This window comes from Pseudoalteromonas sp. GCY, assembly GCF_016695175.1.
Lineage (GTDB): Bacteria > Pseudomonadota > Gammaproteobacteria > Enterobacterales > Alteromonadaceae > Pseudoalteromonas.
The window spans coordinates 2,873,899-2,890,183 of record NZ_CP068023.1; the positions used below are offsets into that span (position 1 = coordinate 2,873,899).

The following is a 16,285-nucleotide window of genomic DNA, read 5'->3' on the forward strand; positions in this document are numbered from 1 at the left end:
TATGACTATTTTAAACATATCCTTTGACGCTTGGTCCGTAGTCGTTTTCACCAACCTCGCTATCCATGGTGGTGAAATATATCATCACTAATAAACCGACAATAGGCACAAAGCTCACAAGCAGCCACCAACCCGAGCGTCCAGTATCGTGAAGACGACGAATAGATACGGCAACCGTCGGTACTAGAACTGTCAAATAATAGATACCTGTCAAAATCAGGGTTCCGAAAAGCCCGTCGACAATCCCAATTGCAAAGCCTATCAACGCATTTATCAAGATAAACATCCAGTATTCTTTGCGTCTTGAACGTCCACTAAAATCGGAATATCTTTTTAATACTGTTAGATACCATTCCATTTCTTTTTCCTTAGCTATTGCGCCAACATCGTGCACTAAAAAATAAGACTAAAATGAGAGTGGAATAATCTAGCAATGAGATCGAAAGGTAATAATGAAACTGCAAGCGGAAAGTTTTGAAAACTTCAACTAAGTTAATAGGAAAATAAATATCAAATTTACAAACGCCACAAAAAACTAAGGCGCTAGCCTATCTGCTGCGCCTCAATCCTGACGATTATCCCAAGAGGTATCCAATCCCTCTGCTTTACAACCCAAAAGCAATCCGCCAATTCTTCTTCCCCTGAACGGGTATGTACTCCGACCTACCCGAATCCCATCCTTGTGTCATCCATTAGCACTTCCAGTGCATCTCCATTTTAGCCCCCTTGGCCTCCACTTCGCTTCCCGCGCTCCTACGCCATCTTGGCTCCGCTTCACATATTCCCTATGTGCTCCCTATACATTGTTACGTCCAGTGTAACCCATCCACTTCGCAATCATCCAGATTGCGCTCCTTCATCCTAGAGCCTTGCTCATCCCTATTTACTCTTCCTTGCTCCACTACGCTTCCCGCGCTCCTTAGCACTCCATGTGTCTCCTTATCCCTAGTGAAGCTCCGCTTCACACTCGCTTCCTCGAGTTCCTGATCTTCCTTGCCTTATGCAATACATCCTTCTCTTGTTGTCAAATTCCTTATCCTTTGACGCTGAGCTCCTGCTCTTGTGTTTCCTTACATTGTTAAGTTTACGGGGATTGAGCATTTTTGTTAGATAGCTAGGAACAATCTTTTTGCTGTCATTTAAAAGAAAAGTAAAACAATTCATTTAAAAACAAAAAGATAAGCAAAAATAACACTACAAATTCGGTACTACAAAGCGCCTTAACCCACATTCTCGTAGGAGATATCTCACAGGGTAATTTCCATTGTTGCTATTTGCTCTTAAATAACAATGTGCCTTCTACTGAGCTAAACGCCATCTTTTGTAAAACTTGATAACCGTGACCCGCAAAAAACTGCGCGTGTTCTGGCTTAGTAATAAATACTGCCATCCCTTTCGTTTCTTCACTTTGTGCAATTAAATCATCCATCGCGGTGAGTAAATAGTGACCATAGCCAAGCCCTTGAACATGTGGGTCAACGGCAATTAGGGATAAAAAGTGACACGGCTCCTGCGTTTGCAACGCTTGTCTAATCGACTTTTCTTTATCGATAAGCTGCTGCGTTTGCAAATATCCCGCACTCATCATAAGTCGTAATCGCCAATGCCACTGCCGATTTGCGTCCAGTTCATCGCCATTTGCAATAACGCATGCTACCGCGACCAATCTATCTTGATGATATAACCCCACCATAGGCTGACCCGTTTGGCCAAATGCCGACAGCTCTTCTCGTATTAAGGCTCTGAGTTTTTTTTCAAAAATTGCTTCTTGTTTTGCCTCCAATACCTGCTTGAGTAACGGATCATCGTGGTAAGCCTGATACAACACACTCGCGGCTACATTGATATCTTCTGGATTTAAATATCTAACGATTAATTCATGTTGAGAAGTTTCTACTGACATCACGGTTCCTTATTGTTATTGCCCCAAGATTCTGATAATCATGCCGAAATACTACTTAATATCAAAACCTCAGAATTTTTTCTGTGTACTTTAATAATGTACGGCTACTCGCTAGTGATAGATATTGATACAAGTCACAATTTATTCAGTCGTGGACAGGTATATTTATCCTCGCATTAGTCATTATGGTTTTTATCGATGACGACTTGCTAAAGGTTTTACAACCACCTTTACTATAGTTAGTGAGTAAAATTCAAGCAAACGAGGGAGAACGAAATGGATACTAGTCGCCACACTATGAGTACTTTATTTGCCCAGCTTGGGCTCGACAACAATCCCAAGGCGATTGAAGGGTTTGTCAAACAACACCGCCTTCCTGACGATATGCTGTTAAGCCAAGCACCATTTTGGAATGAAGGACAGCGTCACTTTATTGAAGAATCACTGAAAGAGGACGCCGATTGGAGTGAAATCATTGACGAACTAGATGCGATGTTAAGATAGCTAAAGCAATCGCTCCTTGCGTAACTTGGTGCTATGATCCACTCCTATGATTAAGGCGTTTAGGAACCTCTATGCACCCTGCTGTTGCCAGAGCTATCAAAAAATTAGTCGATAGTGGAAAGACTCCAACCGTCGCGCTAACAAAAAGCAAATTAACTCAAAGCGTCGCAATGCCAGACGTTATCTCAGGCATTGCTGCGTACAAACAAGACCCTACCTGTATTGAACACTATCAAGAGCTTGAAGAGGTCGTCAAAGCAAGTTCACAAAGCCAATTAGATAGAATTGAAGCTAAGCTTGATAAGCTCATTGCCTTATTGGAGAAGTCGTAGTGTTTGTTGTCGACTTAACTTTTGATTGCTATGAGGAAACCACCTTAGATGCTGCCGAGCAGGCCATTAACCGTGTGGTCAACGCGCTTCGCTTTAATGGTCAAATCATTGGTGACGAATTTCCAACTGTACTTAAAGATGGCTATTTCGTCACTCGTGTGATGTGTCCAGAAGAAGACGCTTTGCATCCATTAAACCATAGTCCTTTTGTGAAGTTTGCGATTGACCAGCTACAGCAATCAGGTTTGCTTGCACCTAAGGTCAAAGTTTTTGGGCAAGATATACATGCCAACAGCGCTGATGCCTGTCATGAACCGTCAAGCTACATTCTCTACACCACATACGTACACACTTGTAGTCCACTGTACTGTGGCGACGACTTTTTACCAGTGCCTTTATATAAAATCCCAGCTATTGCTAATGGTGATTACAAAGCACTGATCAAATGGAAAGAAGATTGGCAAGCTTGCGATCAAATACAGATCAATGGCGCGACTCGCTGCGAATTTGCTGCACTGGAGGAAATTTCTAGTACGAGTAGCGATTTGTTTAGACGTGGCATGGATTTGAGCAAACGTATTCGCTATCTCACAAAAAAGCCGGTTTACTATTATCTGTATCGTGTTGGCGGTGAAAACCTCGCCGCAGAAAAAGCAAGAAAATGCCCAGGCTGTCAAGGAGACTGGTTACTCGAGGAGCCTTGGTTCGGCCTTTTCGACTTTCGCTGCGAAACTTGCCAATTGGTCTCGAATATTTCGTGGGACTTTCAATAAGGAGCGCAAGCTCCTTGATACCAACTAGCTATATTGGATAGTTGACTGTCAGTTTTTCCACAAACTCCGCGATAGAATCGGCCAGAATATGATGCTGTTTCTTTCCTACAAACTCTAACCCAACTTGACCCGTAGCGATATCGACCGACACCAATAAGTCGTCTGCTTCTGTTAAGCCAATAAACACGGTTTCAGGTTGTTTGAGCCTACGCTTCATTAAAATATGGCCGGTGATATTTTGCTGCAAGCGCTCAAAGTCATCTTCATTCCATGCTTGCAGTAGCTCAATTTGCTTACCCTCAATGAATGCCACGATATTGCCAGCAAAGAAATCACCATACAGTCCGTTCAATCCCTCAGGAAATTGCGTTTCCAACGCTCTGGCTAAATCATTTAAATGTCCCGCTGGCGAGCGCTCTACCGCTAGCCATTTTATCTCGTTAAGCTTGTTCGGTTCACCCTGCTCACATGGGCTTGGCCAACTTTCATCATGTTCGGTACTCGGTAAATCTTTAAAGGCCTGTTGATGATAATCTACATAGGCTTGATGCAAGCGTGCCATATTTACGGGCTGAGTCATATATAAAGCTCTCTTTATTTTTCTCACCTCGGGCTGAATACTTGTTTCGTGTAATTAAGCAAATTGCTATTAATCCCGAGGTGAACATTCGTTATAATGACCGCATTGTAACGAGATTTGAATTAACATGACAGACTACAGTAACTCGCCAGAGCTGCAATCTTCTGTGCTTGGTAAAACCACAGAATATGCCAGTGTTTATACTCCAAGCCTACTGCACCCCATTGCACGTAAACTCAATCGTGACCAAATCAATGTTGATGAGTCCGCTTTACCATTCAAAGGTGAAGACACCTGGACAGGCTACGAATTGTCTTGGCTCAATAACAAGGGTAAGCCTCAAGTTGCGGTTGCCACTTTTGTGTTTCCTTGCCAAAGCTCGCATATCATTGAGTCGAAATCGTTCAAACTTTACTTGAATAGCTTTAACCAAAGTCGCTTTGATACGATGGAAACCGTGCGCCAAACGCTAGCTTCGGATCTTTCCACGGCATCAAATAGCCAAGTTAGCGTCACATTATTCAGCGCAGACGAATTCGACTGTATTCCTTTCTCGCGCCTCCCAGGTGAGTGTATCGACGAGCTGGATATTGAAGTTGATACCTACACACCAAATAGTGACTTACTACAACTTGCCTCTGAGGATGTGGTTGACGAGACGCTTCACAGCCACTTACTCAAGTCAAATTGCCTCATCACCTCCCAGCCAGACTGGGCAAGCGTGGTGATAAGTTACCGTGGTAAGCAAATCGACCGAGAAGCGCTGCTTAAGTACCTAATCTCATTCCGTGACCACAACGAGTTCCATGAGCAATGTGTGGAGCGCATTTACTGTGAGCTTTGGCGCACCTTTAACCCTGAAAAATTATCGGTTTATGCGCGCTATACTCGCCGTGGCGGGTTAGATATCAATCCATATCGTTCGAGTGAACAAGATCAAACTCCGTATACGGTAAGAACTAACCGACAGTAAAACGCAAAAAAGCCATGTTCTCACATGGCTTTTTATCACGATCCCCCTGTCTTTTCTTCCATTTCAACAGGGACGGGGACCGAACATATATCTGTGTGGTTTGGCGTATCAACAAACCAATCTCCCGCTCTATTTTTACGCGCGGCAATTAGCGACTCAAAAATCGGCGTATTTGTCTTTAGCCTTTTAAAAGAAGGCGCACCTTTTACATCAGCAAGTACCGTAACGCCTTTGATAACATTGTACGCTTGTCCAGTAACCGGCTTACGATCTAAGTGCTGAACATGCTCCATTCCCGATAACAACTGTCCAAACACGGTAGTGTTTTTGTCTAGGTATCGCTGCGGCGTCAACGTGATATAAAACTCAGTACCACCACTATTAATATCATTGGTTCTGGCCATGGCAAACGAACCAACGCAGTGCGTCATCCAGGTTTTGGTTCCAGCTTCATTTTGTCCTACGGCAAAACCATTTAAAAACCCGGTACGCGGCGCGTAGCCGTCCACAGCATCTAGCGATGTGATCTTCAAGGTTGAATCCGTGTGATGATAAAACTCGGCGGCAATCGCTTTTTTTCCTTTTTGCGGCACTTTCTTGTCCGACATATCGCCGCCTTGGGCCACAAAGTTTTCCACAAACCGATACATACTCAAATTAGTGTAAAACCCCTCTCGCGCTAACGCTTTAATATTTGCCACATGATTGGGCGCAAGTTCAGGGTTAAGCGCGATATAGACCGATCCTGTTTGTAGTTCTATTTTAAGAATATTTTCAGGGTCCAGCTGCCGCCAGTCGCTGCTTTTGGCCTCAGCAACGACTTCCGATGGTGACTTTGTATAAGGTTTTGCTAAGACAGAAGATGAACTTATGGCAAGCGCAATAAGTAGTAAGGTTTTTTTCATTATTATTTTCCTTGTTTATACCAATAAAATGGCACCTCCAACGGCGCACTGGGTGGCAGGTTTGGGTTGTCTAATTCTATGACTGTTTTGTTTTTAAGATCTAGCTTTTCAAGACGAGCGGAAAAGTGTTTTAAGAATAACGCCTCAAATCGGCCATCTTGTAGTGCGCTTTTGAGGCCTTTCTCAATTTGGCTATGGAGCAACGGATTGTCGTGAGAAACAAAAAAATATACCGCCGAGGGGTAGTAAAACACCACATGCTGATCTGCGACCAAGTCCGTGTCACTCAGGGCAGCTTCAATACTCACTAAATCGCTTGGCAACACATCAAAACGTTTTTTCAACAACATGTCGTAGCCACTGTCTTCTTGTGAGAAAGAAGTCACACTGAGGCCATTACGCTCAAAAATCTGATGGTCTGGCCAATCTCTGCGTAAACCAAAAGTAACTCGGCGCAAGTCGCCAATATAGCGAACGCCACTCAGTAAGGCTTGATTATGTTTGTGTACTAGAGGAATGCGATAGCCTAAAATCCCTTTCACTAAAGGAATGCGAATTGCGCTCGCGGCCTTTTCTCGCTGTGAGTTAGTCACTAACCAACTGACATCCAGCCCCCCTTTTTCTCCAAGCAGGCGCACCGCTCTGTCTTGAGAAGGAATACTTCTCACTGATACGAGCTTTGATGACTCTATCTGGTATGACAAAGTCAAAGTGAGCAACTCTATAATGTACGGATCGGCACCAGCGCTAATTCTAATTTCCGTTGTTTCTTGTGCTTTGATAGGAAATATCACAAAACCTAGAGCGAGCCAGAGCAGTTTCATTTGTCATCCCAATCAAACTTGTATAAGAAGTCTATACTGTTGTACAAACCGCTCGTGGCTTCAACATAAAACTTCGAAAAAACACGATAACGCAGCGCAATTTCATTGATAGACTCAAATACCCCAACACGATAACTGACCTGAACATTGGGGGTGATGTAACCTGACACCTCGACTTGTGTATCGTCACCACTGCCTTTAGCTGATAGGTTAACATCCGAAAGTCCAAGTGATTCACCCGCCTTACTAAAGAATCCTTCACTGCGGTCAATTCCCTGTGAGAGTAAAAACTGCGTGAGTAGCGCATTATTAGAGGTTTCAGACTCCCCTAAAGGCTGACCGTTAAGTAGGTATGACAGTGCCTTGGCTTGGTCCATTGCAGGCTCTGAAAACACAGTCAAACGCGGCTTAGCAATATTGCCTGTGAGCTCAACACCGGCTATCACATCATTGGCGGTTGTCGCTGGATTTCGAATAGCTCGAATGTTCAAATATGGTTTATCTAATGCACCATTGAAGCCAATTTGCCCTGTACGGATCAACAAGTCTTGGCCAAATGCACGATATTTCCCCTCTCGCAATTGCAACTCTCCCGTTGCTAACATTGGCGACTCAACTTGCTTATCAATTTCGATTGCACCGGTAACAAAGCTATCTAGCCCAAGCGCCTTCACCCTAAAGTTATCTTTAACGGTCAGTTTTAAATCTATTTCATGTTGCACTGGCACCGACATCTGCTTTTGCACCTTAGCATCAACAATGACTTCATCGTCGCTCGGAGATGTGACTCCCTCAGGCAGAGATTCAATGTTTACTCGGCCAAACGGCACCACAATTTCTCCGAGTACACGCGCAATCTTATCTTTATAGGCAAGTGTTAAATCCGGGCTTGCGGTTAGTTCAATCTGCGAGTCTGGTTGCACATAAATATTTTCGCCCTTTATTTTGACTTCAGCAGAGAGCTCGGGCGACCAATAGGCTTCGCCAGTTAGTGCCACCTTGCCGCCTTTTGCTGCAGTTAACTCAGCCTCTAGTTGAGCGGAAGTGGTATTAAAATCAAGATTGATGTGACCTTTATCGATTTCCACAGGCAAAGAGTCAGAAGACATAAATAAGCGCTGAGCGGTTAGTTTACCGTTAACTTCAGGGGCTGCGAGGCTACCTGAGATATTTATATCCCCTAACACTTCCCCTTGCAGGTCAAAACTTTGTTCCGTTACTCGGTTTAGTAGCGCTGACAACTTAGCCAGCTCAATGGACTCTATTTTTACGTTACCAGCTAATTGTGGGGATTGTTTATCTAGCGGCACACGTGTATCACCACTGAACTTACCTAAGGTATCGGAGGTCATGCGCCAATCAGCGTGAATTTGCTTGTTATTGGTTTTCAATAATGCTTTAAATTCAGAAATTGAAAATGTCTGCCCATGAGTCGTAATGCCGGCATCAACAATGTTCAGCTCGCCATCGGCTCGCGTTACTTGGCCGTTTTGCCACGCAAGTTTAGCCACGGCCTGAGTTTCACCTGTTATTTTGAGCTCTGCTGGCAACCAAGTTTGTAGTTTAGCCAGTGCCAACTTCTCCAATTTAACATCGGCCTGCCCTTGTGTGCCTTGTTGCTCTGCTGCAAAACACAAACCAGTATCATCCATCTGCCAACACTGCTTTGCAATGCGCTGGCTGACATCACTGATCACGATTGCGGCAGGACTTTGCAATGCTATCGTTTGCCCTTGAGAAGTTACCTCACCAGACGACAATTCTCCCTGCCAAGTTGACTGCTGCATCTTGCCATTGACTTCAAAGCTTGCAACCACTCGCTTATCACGAATATCCAATGTCGCGTTATGTTGCTGCTGATTGCCTTTCACAGCTAAACGAATGTCTTCAACCATTTCAGAGTCAACAATCAAACGGTCTAATGCTAGTTTAATTTGCCCAGTCACTTCGTTGGCAATATCAACCGTGCCTTTCGTCGTTAAACCATGTAGTGCTACATTCTGGTAGCGTACAGAGTCAAACTTAATATCGGTCTGAATACTCGGCTTAAGGTGGTCGCCCTGAATAAAGATTTCACCACTGCCCTTTAAGTCAGCTGGAATAAGCGTATTTGCCGCCTGCTCAAACTGAAAGTCAATATCGAGATCTAACTGCTGACCAAGCTCACCGCTTACCGTCAGGCTATTTTTGCCATAATTCAGGCGTGCATGACTAAACTCACCTAGCAGGCTCTCATCCACAACGACCTTAACATCCGCATTAAGCGGAGTACCCGCTACTTTACCATCGAGCTTAAAACGCTCGACATTAACCTGCCACTGCTCACCTTGACTCACAAAATCAAGCGCGAACTGCCCTGCCAACATATCGTTTTCCGTCAGGCCTGCATCGTATTGTACTAGCCCTAGCAATCTATCGATTGGTAGCTGAGAAAAGTCCCCGTTAACTTTACCCTTCACCCCTTGCGACCAATTCACTTGTGCTGCTATTTGCGCTTGTGCTTTTTCAAGCTGAAGCTCTGCTCTAGCTAGTGTAAACGCTTGTAGTCCACCTTGCCCTTCAAGTGTCGCGGTAACATCACCAAACTGCACAGTATTAACAGCGATTGAGCCTGACAAATTGTATTTTGAGGCATCCCCGCTCAAGCCGAGTGTCGCACCTTTTAAAGTCGTGGGCTCTGAAGGAATAACTAATTTATCTATTTGACCCTGTAACTCAAATGGCCAGTTTGTCGTTGTCAAATCCGCATGGGCTTGCAGTTTTGCAAATGCCATCCCCTCGGTATTCAAAGTAAGCGTGAGATCGTGAGGGCGACCCGCCAGTGTTAAACTGGCTAAACCCTGTGGCGCACTCAAGGTTGACCTCAGATCAATAGTCCAGTCATTAAGCAAGACTTCTGCCGCTGCTGATATAAACCATTCTTGATAGCTAAGCTGAACCTGCTCCACGTCCACATTTTCATCCACTACAACTTGAGAAAGCTTGATATTCTCAAGTGTCTGCTCATTTACAGCGAGGTTGTTAATCTTTAACTCGCCAAGCACAGCGGTTAGCGGCAGATCTATCCTAGGTAGTTGGAGTGGCGCTAACGCATTAAGTGGTGCTGGCGATTTTGCAGGCACTGGCTGTTCAGTTGCCTTTATGGTCAACTTTACGCTGTCTAACAGCAAAAATGGGATATTAAAATGTGAGCCAGAACCTGAAAGCTGCGTGTCTAAGCCTTGCAATTGCACTGTAATATCCGGCGTTTCCAACGAAAACTGCTGAACTTGCGCACGTTTTATTGCAATTGGCAGTGGTAACTCAACTTGGCCACTTTCCGTAGTTTCCTCTTCGCTGACACTTTTCTGCTTTTGTACAATCGCTATTGCTTTTGCATCTAGCGCAATGCAAACGCTGGCACAGGTCAACCACTCAACAGTGACTTTGGTGTCTCTAAGGCGAATATCGATATCGTCATTGTGATAACGCAACGTAAGGTTGGCGCCAGATAATAAGCGCTTGTCTAAGCCATCGATTTCTAACCCTGAAACCGATTTATTCGCTACCCAAACCAGTAACTTTTGCCCAGGCAAGGTAAAGCATAAACAAACCAAAAGTAAAAATAGGCTAATAATGGCAGTAATGATTTTGATTCTTAAGCTTCTGAACTGCATTAGATTTCAGGTCCTATAACAATACTGAGACGCGTGCTTTTACTTTCTTTGGTCAACCCCCAAGCATGATCGAGCCGGATTGGACCAACGGGGGTTAAATAACGAAAACCAAACCCAGCTCCAACTTCCCAAGCGTCCGAGAAATCGTTCGTTGCAGTACCCGCATCAACAAACAAAGCTGCTCGCCAACTTGGGTGGAATTGATAGTTATATTCCACTGTGCCAGTGGCTAAATATCTGCCGCCAAGTATGCGCCCTTCGTCATCGCGAGGACCGACGGATTCATAGGCAAAACCACGGATACTTTGATCTCCCCCTGCAAGGAAACGGTGGGTAAACGGAATTTGGTCAATATCCTTTGTCACGATCGCCCCTAAGTCTAAGCGACCAAAAAATAAATGCTTGGTTTCAAAGCTTCTTAGCCATTCATTGTTCCATCTCACTTTCAACATATTTGCAGACGATAGTACAGAATCTGCTGCAGCTTCAATGGAGATCAGGCGCTCATTCCCCCAATATGGGAGCGCGCCACCTTTACTTTCTTTCTTTAAGTAGCTAATGCCAGGGATCAACATTTCCGTGCGTTGTTTTTCGCCTAACTGTTCCGTGGTTTCGTGCTCACGTTTCAAAAACGCCGTTCTCACCCACTCGTCATCCGTTAGCCATTGTCGCTGTACCTGTACGTTCCAAATCCGACTGTTGATCCCTTCCGTTACTTCATCCTGCACCTTATAACCGCCTAACACACGCCACAAATCGTCGTTAGGATTGTCTACTGGAATGGTATAACTTGCAGTGATATCTTGTTGCTTTTGCGACAACCTCAGATTGGACTCAAAGGAATGACCATCCTCGGTGATCCAGGGTTTAGTCCACTTAAAACGGGTTTTTGCACCCACATCATCACTGTAGCCAGCACCCACTTCAAAGCTATTTGCGGGTTTGTCTTCAACACTCACCCGAACTGGGATCTGATCGCTCGTCCGGTCCTTTAACAGCGGATAAACCTTTATCGCACTAAAATAAGGGGTGGCATTTAAAGACAAATTAAAATCAGACAAGAGGCTCGCTTCAAACGGCTGCCCTTTCGAAAATGGGCTTAGCGAACGTATATAGTTAGCTGCTTTGGTGTTTCCCTCAATAGCAAGGTCGCCAAATTGATAACGTTTACCAGTGTTGAGCAGCAGTCGCACGCCTGCAAAGCGATTCGCTTTGTGAACAAGCAATTTGGACTCTTGCCATTGATAATCAAAATATCCAAGTTCTAGTAGCTCGCTTTCAAAGCGGCTTTTCGTTGCCTGATAATCACTATGATTGACTTGCTTGCCAACTTGGATCGGTACATCTTTGATAAGCGAAACTAAATCCGCACTGTCCTTTCCCGCATCCACAAGCTCAATATTAATATCTTTCCATTTCAGTGGTGCTTCAAGTTTGACTTCGGCTATGACGTTTTGCCCTTCTCCACTGAGTTGAATATCAAAATGATAATAACCTAAAGCATGCAAAGCGCGACGTATGTCTGCACGCACCTCTTTTATCACCCGAGGGACTTTTGGCTTACCTTTGTAAGATTTTAAAAAACCAGTGATGTTGTCTTCTACGTCGCCGTTTTCGACTTTGACTTCAATGTTGGAGATTTTTACTGATGCAGGACGAGACTCAGCACCTGCGTTAAACGAGGAAAAGCAGCACAAAAAAAGCGCTAGTTTTAAACAAGAGAAATACGGCTTCATTAAAATAAAACGACCTAAATATCGCGACTTATGGGCATCGATAATGCCATTGTGCTTGTGAAAATGGATACTGTAAAACGACTTTTCAGAGAAACTGCAATTTTACTGAGCTTAAGCTGAACATAGGGTGTATTTTGTTGTAACGCTGTGGGTTTTATCGCACATTTATTTACATTCATCCTTTTTATTTTCTTGCAGATGACGGACAATAGCAGCAATTGAACCTGCAGAGTGAAATTATGCAATTCCCAAATGATGATAACGGTGAGCTTCTAGCTGAGATTGCCGCTGCTGGCGTTGATCTGACGCAAATGCAGAATATCGATTTTTATATTCTTTTCGAGCAAGCTGATGATGCTAAGCGTTTCATTGGCGCGATTGAGAAAGACGAATTAGCACCGAAAACCCAGTTACAACAATGTCCTGACACTGGTATTTGGGAAGTGATCACCACGGTGACTATGGTCCCGATGCACGAGCTACTGAGTCAGACGGAGCAATACCTAGAAAGCATAGCCAATGGTTATGAAGGATATGGTGATGGCTGGGGCTTAATGGCCTCGGAAGAATAAACCGCCACAGAAAATCCGATTTTTATACAGAAGGCTAACTTTTGTCAGCCTTTCTGTAGCTTCCTTGATAATCAAACAGCTTTTCAGAAACCTGCCAACCAAACTTCTTGTGTAATTTAGCAATCACGAAATCCGGTGCAATCAAGTCAGTGTCTATTACTTCTTCAGCTGACTGCCATTTTGCAGGTGCCGACGTAGATTTTCGCCGCTTTGCAAATTGCTGGTGGAATATAAATAGACTCTTTTGATTAGAAAAGTCATAGACTTCACTACAACTTGCCCCATCCTCATCAAAGTAAGTAATTTTTAATTTATTGCCACTGAGCACTTCGCCACATAATCCGCTGCAGCGTAGCACCATTGCATATTTTAAATTCAGTGCTGCACGCAACTTATCATCTGGGTCTGCCATTATTCCGCCGCACTGATGGCATTGCCTTGCAGCAATATCATTTTCTGCACCGCATTGCTCACATTCTTTAAACTTAAAACGATAATCACATTGCTGTGAGTGACCTTCATCGTCTTCAAGCAATCCCTGACAGCGCCTACCAAAATGCTCAATAAGCTTGCCTTGCTCGTCTACCTTGCCCCAGAAAATATTGGCAAAGCCACAACCTGGACACTGCACCTGTACGGGCTCATTGTCTGAGTTTGGCTTTTTACTTCCCACTTCAGGTGCAAATAAGTCAAAGTCGTTGCCTGCATAATCAATAACAACACACTCTTCTTTGTTTTCGTCTAACCTAAGTCCTCTGCCTACAATCTGCTGATAGAGGCTCACGGACTCCGTGGGTCTCAAGATAGCGATAACATCAACATGAGGCGCGTCAAACCCAGTAGTCAGCACAGAAACATTAACTAAATACTTAATTTCTCTATTTTTGAACTGGACGATAAGTGCATCTCTCACGGCAGATTTGGTTTCACCCGTGATCAGCGCACTATGTTGCTTAGGTAAATAGCCGAGAATTTCTTTTGCATGCATAACCGTCGCGGCAAAAATCATTACTCCAGCCCTATTTTCACTGAGCGCCAGTAAATGAGTGATAATGCTCTTTGTTGCACGAGTTTGTGCTTGTAATAATGTATTCATATCAGATTCTGAATAACGCCCAAATGAATCTGTACTTAAACTAGAAAAATCATAATTCTCAACGGCAGGATCAATTTTATTAGGCGGCGTCAGATACGAATTTTTTATCATATATCTAAGTGGTAATTCGTAAATACACTGCTTAAATGGTGATTCAGCTTTTCCTCTAACAAAACCGTGATAATGCTTATGATATATCCACCCCACCCCCAAACGATAAGGTGTTGCTGTTAAACCCAGTAACTTTAGTTCAGGATTAAACTGAGCCAGCTGGTTTAAAATTTGCTGATACTGACTATTATCTTCCCCACTCACTCGGTGACATTCGTCAATGATAACTAATGAATAAAATTGATTGAGTTGTGATAAGTTTCGAGACAATGATTGCACACTGGCAAAATTCACCTGGTGCTGTAACGACTTTTCTTTTAATCCAGCAGAAAAAATACTCGCTTGTAATCCATAGCTTTTATATTTTTGTGCATTTTGCTCTACGAGCTCTTTAACATGAGTCAATACTAATATTTTGTGCTTCGCAAGCCGTGCAAGCTCCGCAATCACTAGACTCTTTCCGGCGCCTGTAGGTAACACAATGACAGCTGACTCGCTTGATTTGCGAAAGTGATTCAGCGTATTTTGTACCGCTTCTTGTTGGTAAGGTCTTAAAACGTAAATAAGCACCTCAGGATATAAATAATTAAGTCAAAAAAGGCGTATCCATAAGATACGCCTTTTATTTAGGCTATTTAAAAAAGCTGTTCAATACCGAACAACCTTCATAATAAAGTATTGTTAGATTAGATAATCATCTAGGTTAACACCTTGGAATACTTTAGGTGTTTTACCACGGCCAGTCCACTCAATTACTTCACCGTCTTTTTCAATACGGTATTTTGCTTTTACTTTAGAACGACGGTCAGCTGGCGTAGTGCCTACTAAATCATCAAGCGTAAGTCCTTTTTCTTTCAGCATAGCCAATACTTCTTCTTTAGCCTGCTGTTGTTCCTTTTGCTCGTCCAGTGCTTTTTGAATTAGCTCTAACGCTTTTTCCAAATCACCGTAGCTTGCATTTTTAATAAAAGACTTGATCTCACGCATTGATACTCTCTCAATTAAGCTTAGTTTTAATATTTATATTGAATACTATATTAAAATTAATAAAAAACAAATCGTATTCTATGAATTTTAATTTTGTTACTAAAAAAGCGCCATAATGGCGCTTTTTAGTTAGAATTAAGAAGATTTAATTACATTTTGTTTAAATCTTATTCAACTTTCCAATCAATTGTCGACCCAGCTTTAATTGGCACGACCGTCCCTTCACCTAATTTATATGTATCAGGCACTTGCCAAGGAGACTTAGTCAGCGTAATGGTATCCGTATTGCGCGGTAAGTCATAAAAGTCCGGACCGAAATGACTCGCAAAACCTTCTAACTTATCAAGCGCATTTGCATCTTCAAATGCCTCTGTGTATAGCTCAATTGCGGCATGTGCAGTGTATGCACCGGCACAGCCACATGCAGCTTCTTTTTTATCTTTCGCATGAGGGGCTGAGTCTGTGCCCAAGAAGAATTTTTTACTTCCGCTTGTCGCCGCTTCAATTAACGCTTGTTGATGCGTATTACGCTTTAAGATAGGTAAGCAATAATAATGAGGGCGAATGCCACCAGCCAACATATGATTACGGTTATAAAGCAAATGATGAGCTGTGATAGTTGCAGCAACGTTGTCAGGCGCTTGATTAACAAAATCAACTGCGTCTTTTGTTGTGATATGTTCGAGTACAATTTTTAACGTTGGGAAGTTATCAACGACTTTGGATAGTTTCGTCTCAAGGAATACTTTTTCTCTATCAAAGATATCAATAGAAGAGTCCGTCACTTCACCGTGCACGAGTAGCAACATGCCAACTTCTTGCATCGCTTCGAGCGCTGGATATACATTTTCAATATCCGTTACACCCGATGCTGAGTTTGTCGTTGCACCGGCTGGATACAACTTAGCAGCAACAATATGGCCGGTTGCTTTCGCTTTTTTGATTTCTTCAGGAGTAGTGTTATCCGTAAGATATAACACCATTAGAGGCTGAAAGTTACCTTGAGGATTAGCGGCCATAATGCGGTCACGATAAGCCAAAGCAGTCTCTGTGCAAGTTGCTGGTGGTACAAGGTTTGGCATGATAATCGCGCGGCCCATATAGCGACTAATATCTCTTACCGTGTCGACCAAGACATCACCATCACGTAGGTGCACATGCCAATCATCTGGTCGTGTAATCGTTAGCGTTTGTTTGCTCGTCATTGCTCTCTTCCACTGCTGAATTTGCCCGATCATAGGCTGCACATGGGTGTTAGTAAAGTTTTTCAGGCCAACCGCAGATTATTTCATTTTGTCAGTTTACTTTTAGCTCGTTTTCATTTTTCACAATA

At 43.4% G+C, this 16,285-nt stretch carries 15 protein-coding genes; 5 read left to right on the forward strand and 10 right to left on the reverse strand.

All coding sequences use genetic code 11. The features are described from left to right. Positions 1–10: 10 nt before the first annotated feature. Both JJQ94_RS18225 and JJQ94_RS18230 read right to left on the reverse strand, forming a co-directional pair. Positions 11–358 (reverse strand): DUF805 domain-containing protein, encoded by a 348-nt coding sequence (locus tag JJQ94_RS18225; RefSeq protein WP_017216202.1) that lies wholly within the window; start codon positions 356–358, stop codon positions 11–13. 912 nt (positions 359–1,270) lie between these two features. Next, entirely contained in the window at positions 1,271–1,903 is a 633-nt protein-coding gene (locus JJQ94_RS18230; RefSeq protein ID WP_099029382.1) for a GNAT family N-acetyltransferase, read from the reverse strand. 276 nt (positions 1,904–2,179) lie between these two features. On the opposite strand from JJQ94_RS18230, the gene JJQ94_RS18235 reads away from it, so the two are divergent. The 3 genes from JJQ94_RS18235 to JJQ94_RS18245 all read left to right on the forward strand — a co-directional run bounded on the left by JJQ94_RS18235 (position 2,180) and on the right by JJQ94_RS18245 (position 3,512). After that, positions 2,180–2,407, forward strand: a complete 228-nt coding sequence (locus JJQ94_RS18235) for a DUF2789 domain-containing protein (RefSeq protein ID WP_010370914.1) — start codon at positions 2,180–2,182, stop codon at positions 2,405–2,407. A 71-nt stretch (positions 2,408–2,478) separates the two neighbouring features. Beyond that, the gene (locus JJQ94_RS18240) at positions 2,479–2,739 is read left to right on the forward strand and encodes a hypothetical protein (protein ID WP_099029383.1); all 261 of its coding nucleotides are present in this window, start codon (positions 2,479–2,481) and stop codon (positions 2,737–2,739) included. Continuing rightward, positions 2,739–3,512, forward strand: coding sequence for a Zn-ribbon-containing protein (locus tag JJQ94_RS18245; protein ID WP_099029384.1), 774 nt, complete (start codon positions 2,739–2,741; stop codon positions 3,510–3,512). Before JJQ94_RS18240 ends, JJQ94_RS18245 begins: the two co-directional genes overlap by 1 nt. A gap of 28 nt (positions 3,513–3,540) precedes the next feature. Here JJQ94_RS18245 and syd read toward each other — a convergent pair whose 3' ends face one another. Continuing rightward, on the reverse strand, positions 3,541–4,092 hold the full coding sequence (syd, locus tag JJQ94_RS18250; RefSeq protein ID WP_099029385.1) for a SecY-interacting protein: 552 nt from the start codon (positions 4,090–4,092) through the stop codon (positions 3,541–3,543). A gap of 127 nt (positions 4,093–4,219) precedes the next feature. Here syd and queF point away from each other — a divergent pair, with 127 nt between their 5' ends. Then, positions 4,220–5,065, forward strand: a complete 846-nt coding sequence (gene queF / locus JJQ94_RS18255) for an NADPH-dependent 7-cyano-7-deazaguanine reductase QueF (protein ID WP_099029386.1) — start codon at positions 4,220–4,222, stop codon at positions 5,063–5,065. Positions 5,066–5,100: 35 nt separating this feature from the next. Here queF and JJQ94_RS18260 read toward each other — a convergent pair whose 3' ends face one another. Genes JJQ94_RS18260 through JJQ94_RS18275 form a run of 4 tightly spaced genes read right to left on the reverse strand, consistent with a single transcriptional unit; the run spans position 5,101 to position 12,186 of the window. Then, the gene (locus JJQ94_RS18260; protein ID WP_099029387.1) at positions 5,101–5,970 is read right to left on the reverse strand and encodes a peptidylprolyl isomerase; all 870 of its coding nucleotides are present in this window, start codon (positions 5,968–5,970) and stop codon (positions 5,101–5,103) included. Between the two features lie 2 nt (positions 5,971–5,972). Then, the gene (locus JJQ94_RS18265) at positions 5,973–6,794 is read right to left on the reverse strand and encodes a transporter substrate-binding domain-containing protein (RefSeq protein WP_099029388.1); all 822 of its coding nucleotides are present in this window, start codon (positions 6,792–6,794) and stop codon (positions 5,973–5,975) included. After that, on the reverse strand, positions 6,791–10,450 hold the full coding sequence (tamB, locus tag JJQ94_RS18270) for an autotransporter assembly complex protein TamB (RefSeq protein ID WP_099029389.1): 3,660 nt from the start codon (positions 10,448–10,450) through the stop codon (positions 6,791–6,793). Before tamB ends, JJQ94_RS18265 begins: the two co-directional genes overlap by 4 nt. Further along, positions 10,450–12,186 (reverse strand): autotransporter assembly complex protein TamA, encoded by a 1,737-nt coding sequence (locus JJQ94_RS18275; protein ID WP_099029390.1) that lies wholly within the window; start codon positions 12,184–12,186, stop codon positions 10,450–10,452. The genes tamB and JJQ94_RS18275 overlap by 1 nt, the downstream gene beginning before the upstream one ends. 239 nt (positions 12,187–12,425) lie before the next feature. Between JJQ94_RS18275 and JJQ94_RS18280 the strand changes: the two genes are divergently transcribed. Beyond that, a complete protein-coding gene (locus JJQ94_RS18280) occupies positions 12,426–12,758 on the forward strand; it encodes a ribonuclease E inhibitor RraB (RefSeq protein ID WP_099029391.1) in 333 nt (110 codons plus the stop codon). 34 nt (positions 12,759–12,792) lie between these two features. On the opposite strand, the gene JJQ94_RS18285 is transcribed toward JJQ94_RS18280, so the two are convergent. The 3 genes from JJQ94_RS18285 to pyrC all read right to left on the reverse strand — a co-directional run bounded on the left by JJQ94_RS18285 (position 12,793) and on the right by pyrC (position 16,157). After that, positions 12,793–14,535, reverse strand: a complete 1,743-nt coding sequence (locus JJQ94_RS18285; protein ID WP_099029392.1) for a DEAD/DEAH box helicase family protein — start codon at positions 14,533–14,535, stop codon at positions 12,793–12,795. Positions 14,536–14,646: 111 nt separating this feature from the next. Further along, positions 14,647–14,952, reverse strand: a complete 306-nt coding sequence (locus JJQ94_RS18290; RefSeq protein WP_010370885.1) for an H-NS histone family protein — start codon at positions 14,950–14,952, stop codon at positions 14,647–14,649. A gap of 167 nt (positions 14,953–15,119) precedes the next feature. Next, on the reverse strand, positions 15,120–16,157 hold the full coding sequence (gene pyrC, locus JJQ94_RS18295) for a dihydroorotase (protein WP_017216213.1): 1,038 nt from the start codon (positions 16,155–16,157) through the stop codon (positions 15,120–15,122). Positions 16,158–16,285: the final 128 nt, after the last annotated feature.

What these genes read in the sequence shown, in the direction of transcription:
- queF (WP_099029386.1), top strand. Translation starts at nt 4,220, where the DNA reads ATGACAGACTACAGTAACTCGCCAGAGCTGCAATCTTCTGTGCTTGGT.
- JJQ94_RS18235 (WP_010370914.1), top strand. Translation starts at nt 2,180, where the DNA reads ATGGATACTAGTCGCCACACTATGAGTACTTTATTTGCCCAGCTTGGG.
- syd (WP_099029385.1), bottom strand. Translation starts at nt 4,092, where the DNA reads ATGACTCAGCCCGTAAATATGGCACGCTTGCATCAAGCCTATGTAGAT.
- JJQ94_RS18275 (WP_099029390.1), bottom strand. Translation starts at nt 12,186, where the DNA reads ATGAAGCCGTATTTCTCTTGTTTAAAACTAGCGCTTTTTTTGTGCTGC.
- pyrC (WP_017216213.1), bottom strand. Translation starts at nt 16,157, where the DNA reads ATGACGAGCAAACAAACGCTAACGATTACACGACCAGATGATTGGCAT.
- JJQ94_RS18260 (WP_099029387.1), bottom strand. Translation starts at nt 5,970, where the DNA reads ATGAAAAAAACCTTACTACTTATTGCGCTTGCCATAAGTTCATCTTCT.
- JJQ94_RS18225 (WP_017216202.1), bottom strand. Translation starts at nt 358, where the DNA reads ATGGAATGGTATCTAACAGTATTAAAAAGATATTCCGATTTTAGTGGA.
- JJQ94_RS18230 (WP_099029382.1), bottom strand. Translation starts at nt 1,903, where the DNA reads ATGTCAGTAGAAACTTCTCAACATGAATTAATCGTTAGATATTTAAAT.
- JJQ94_RS18240 (WP_099029383.1), top strand. Translation starts at nt 2,479, where the DNA reads ATGCACCCTGCTGTTGCCAGAGCTATCAAAAAATTAGTCGATAGTGGA.
- JJQ94_RS18280 (WP_099029391.1), top strand. Translation starts at nt 12,426, where the DNA reads ATGCAATTCCCAAATGATGATAACGGTGAGCTTCTAGCTGAGATTGCC.
- tamB (WP_099029389.1), bottom strand. Translation starts at nt 10,450, where the DNA reads ATGCAGTTCAGAAGCTTAAGAATCAAAATCATTACTGCCATTATTAGC.
- JJQ94_RS18290 (WP_010370885.1), bottom strand. Translation starts at nt 14,952, where the DNA reads ATGCGTGAGATCAAGTCTTTTATTAAAAATGCAAGCTACGGTGATTTG.
- JJQ94_RS18265 (WP_099029388.1), bottom strand. Translation starts at nt 6,794, where the DNA reads ATGAAACTGCTCTGGCTCGCTCTAGGTTTTGTGATATTTCCTATCAAA.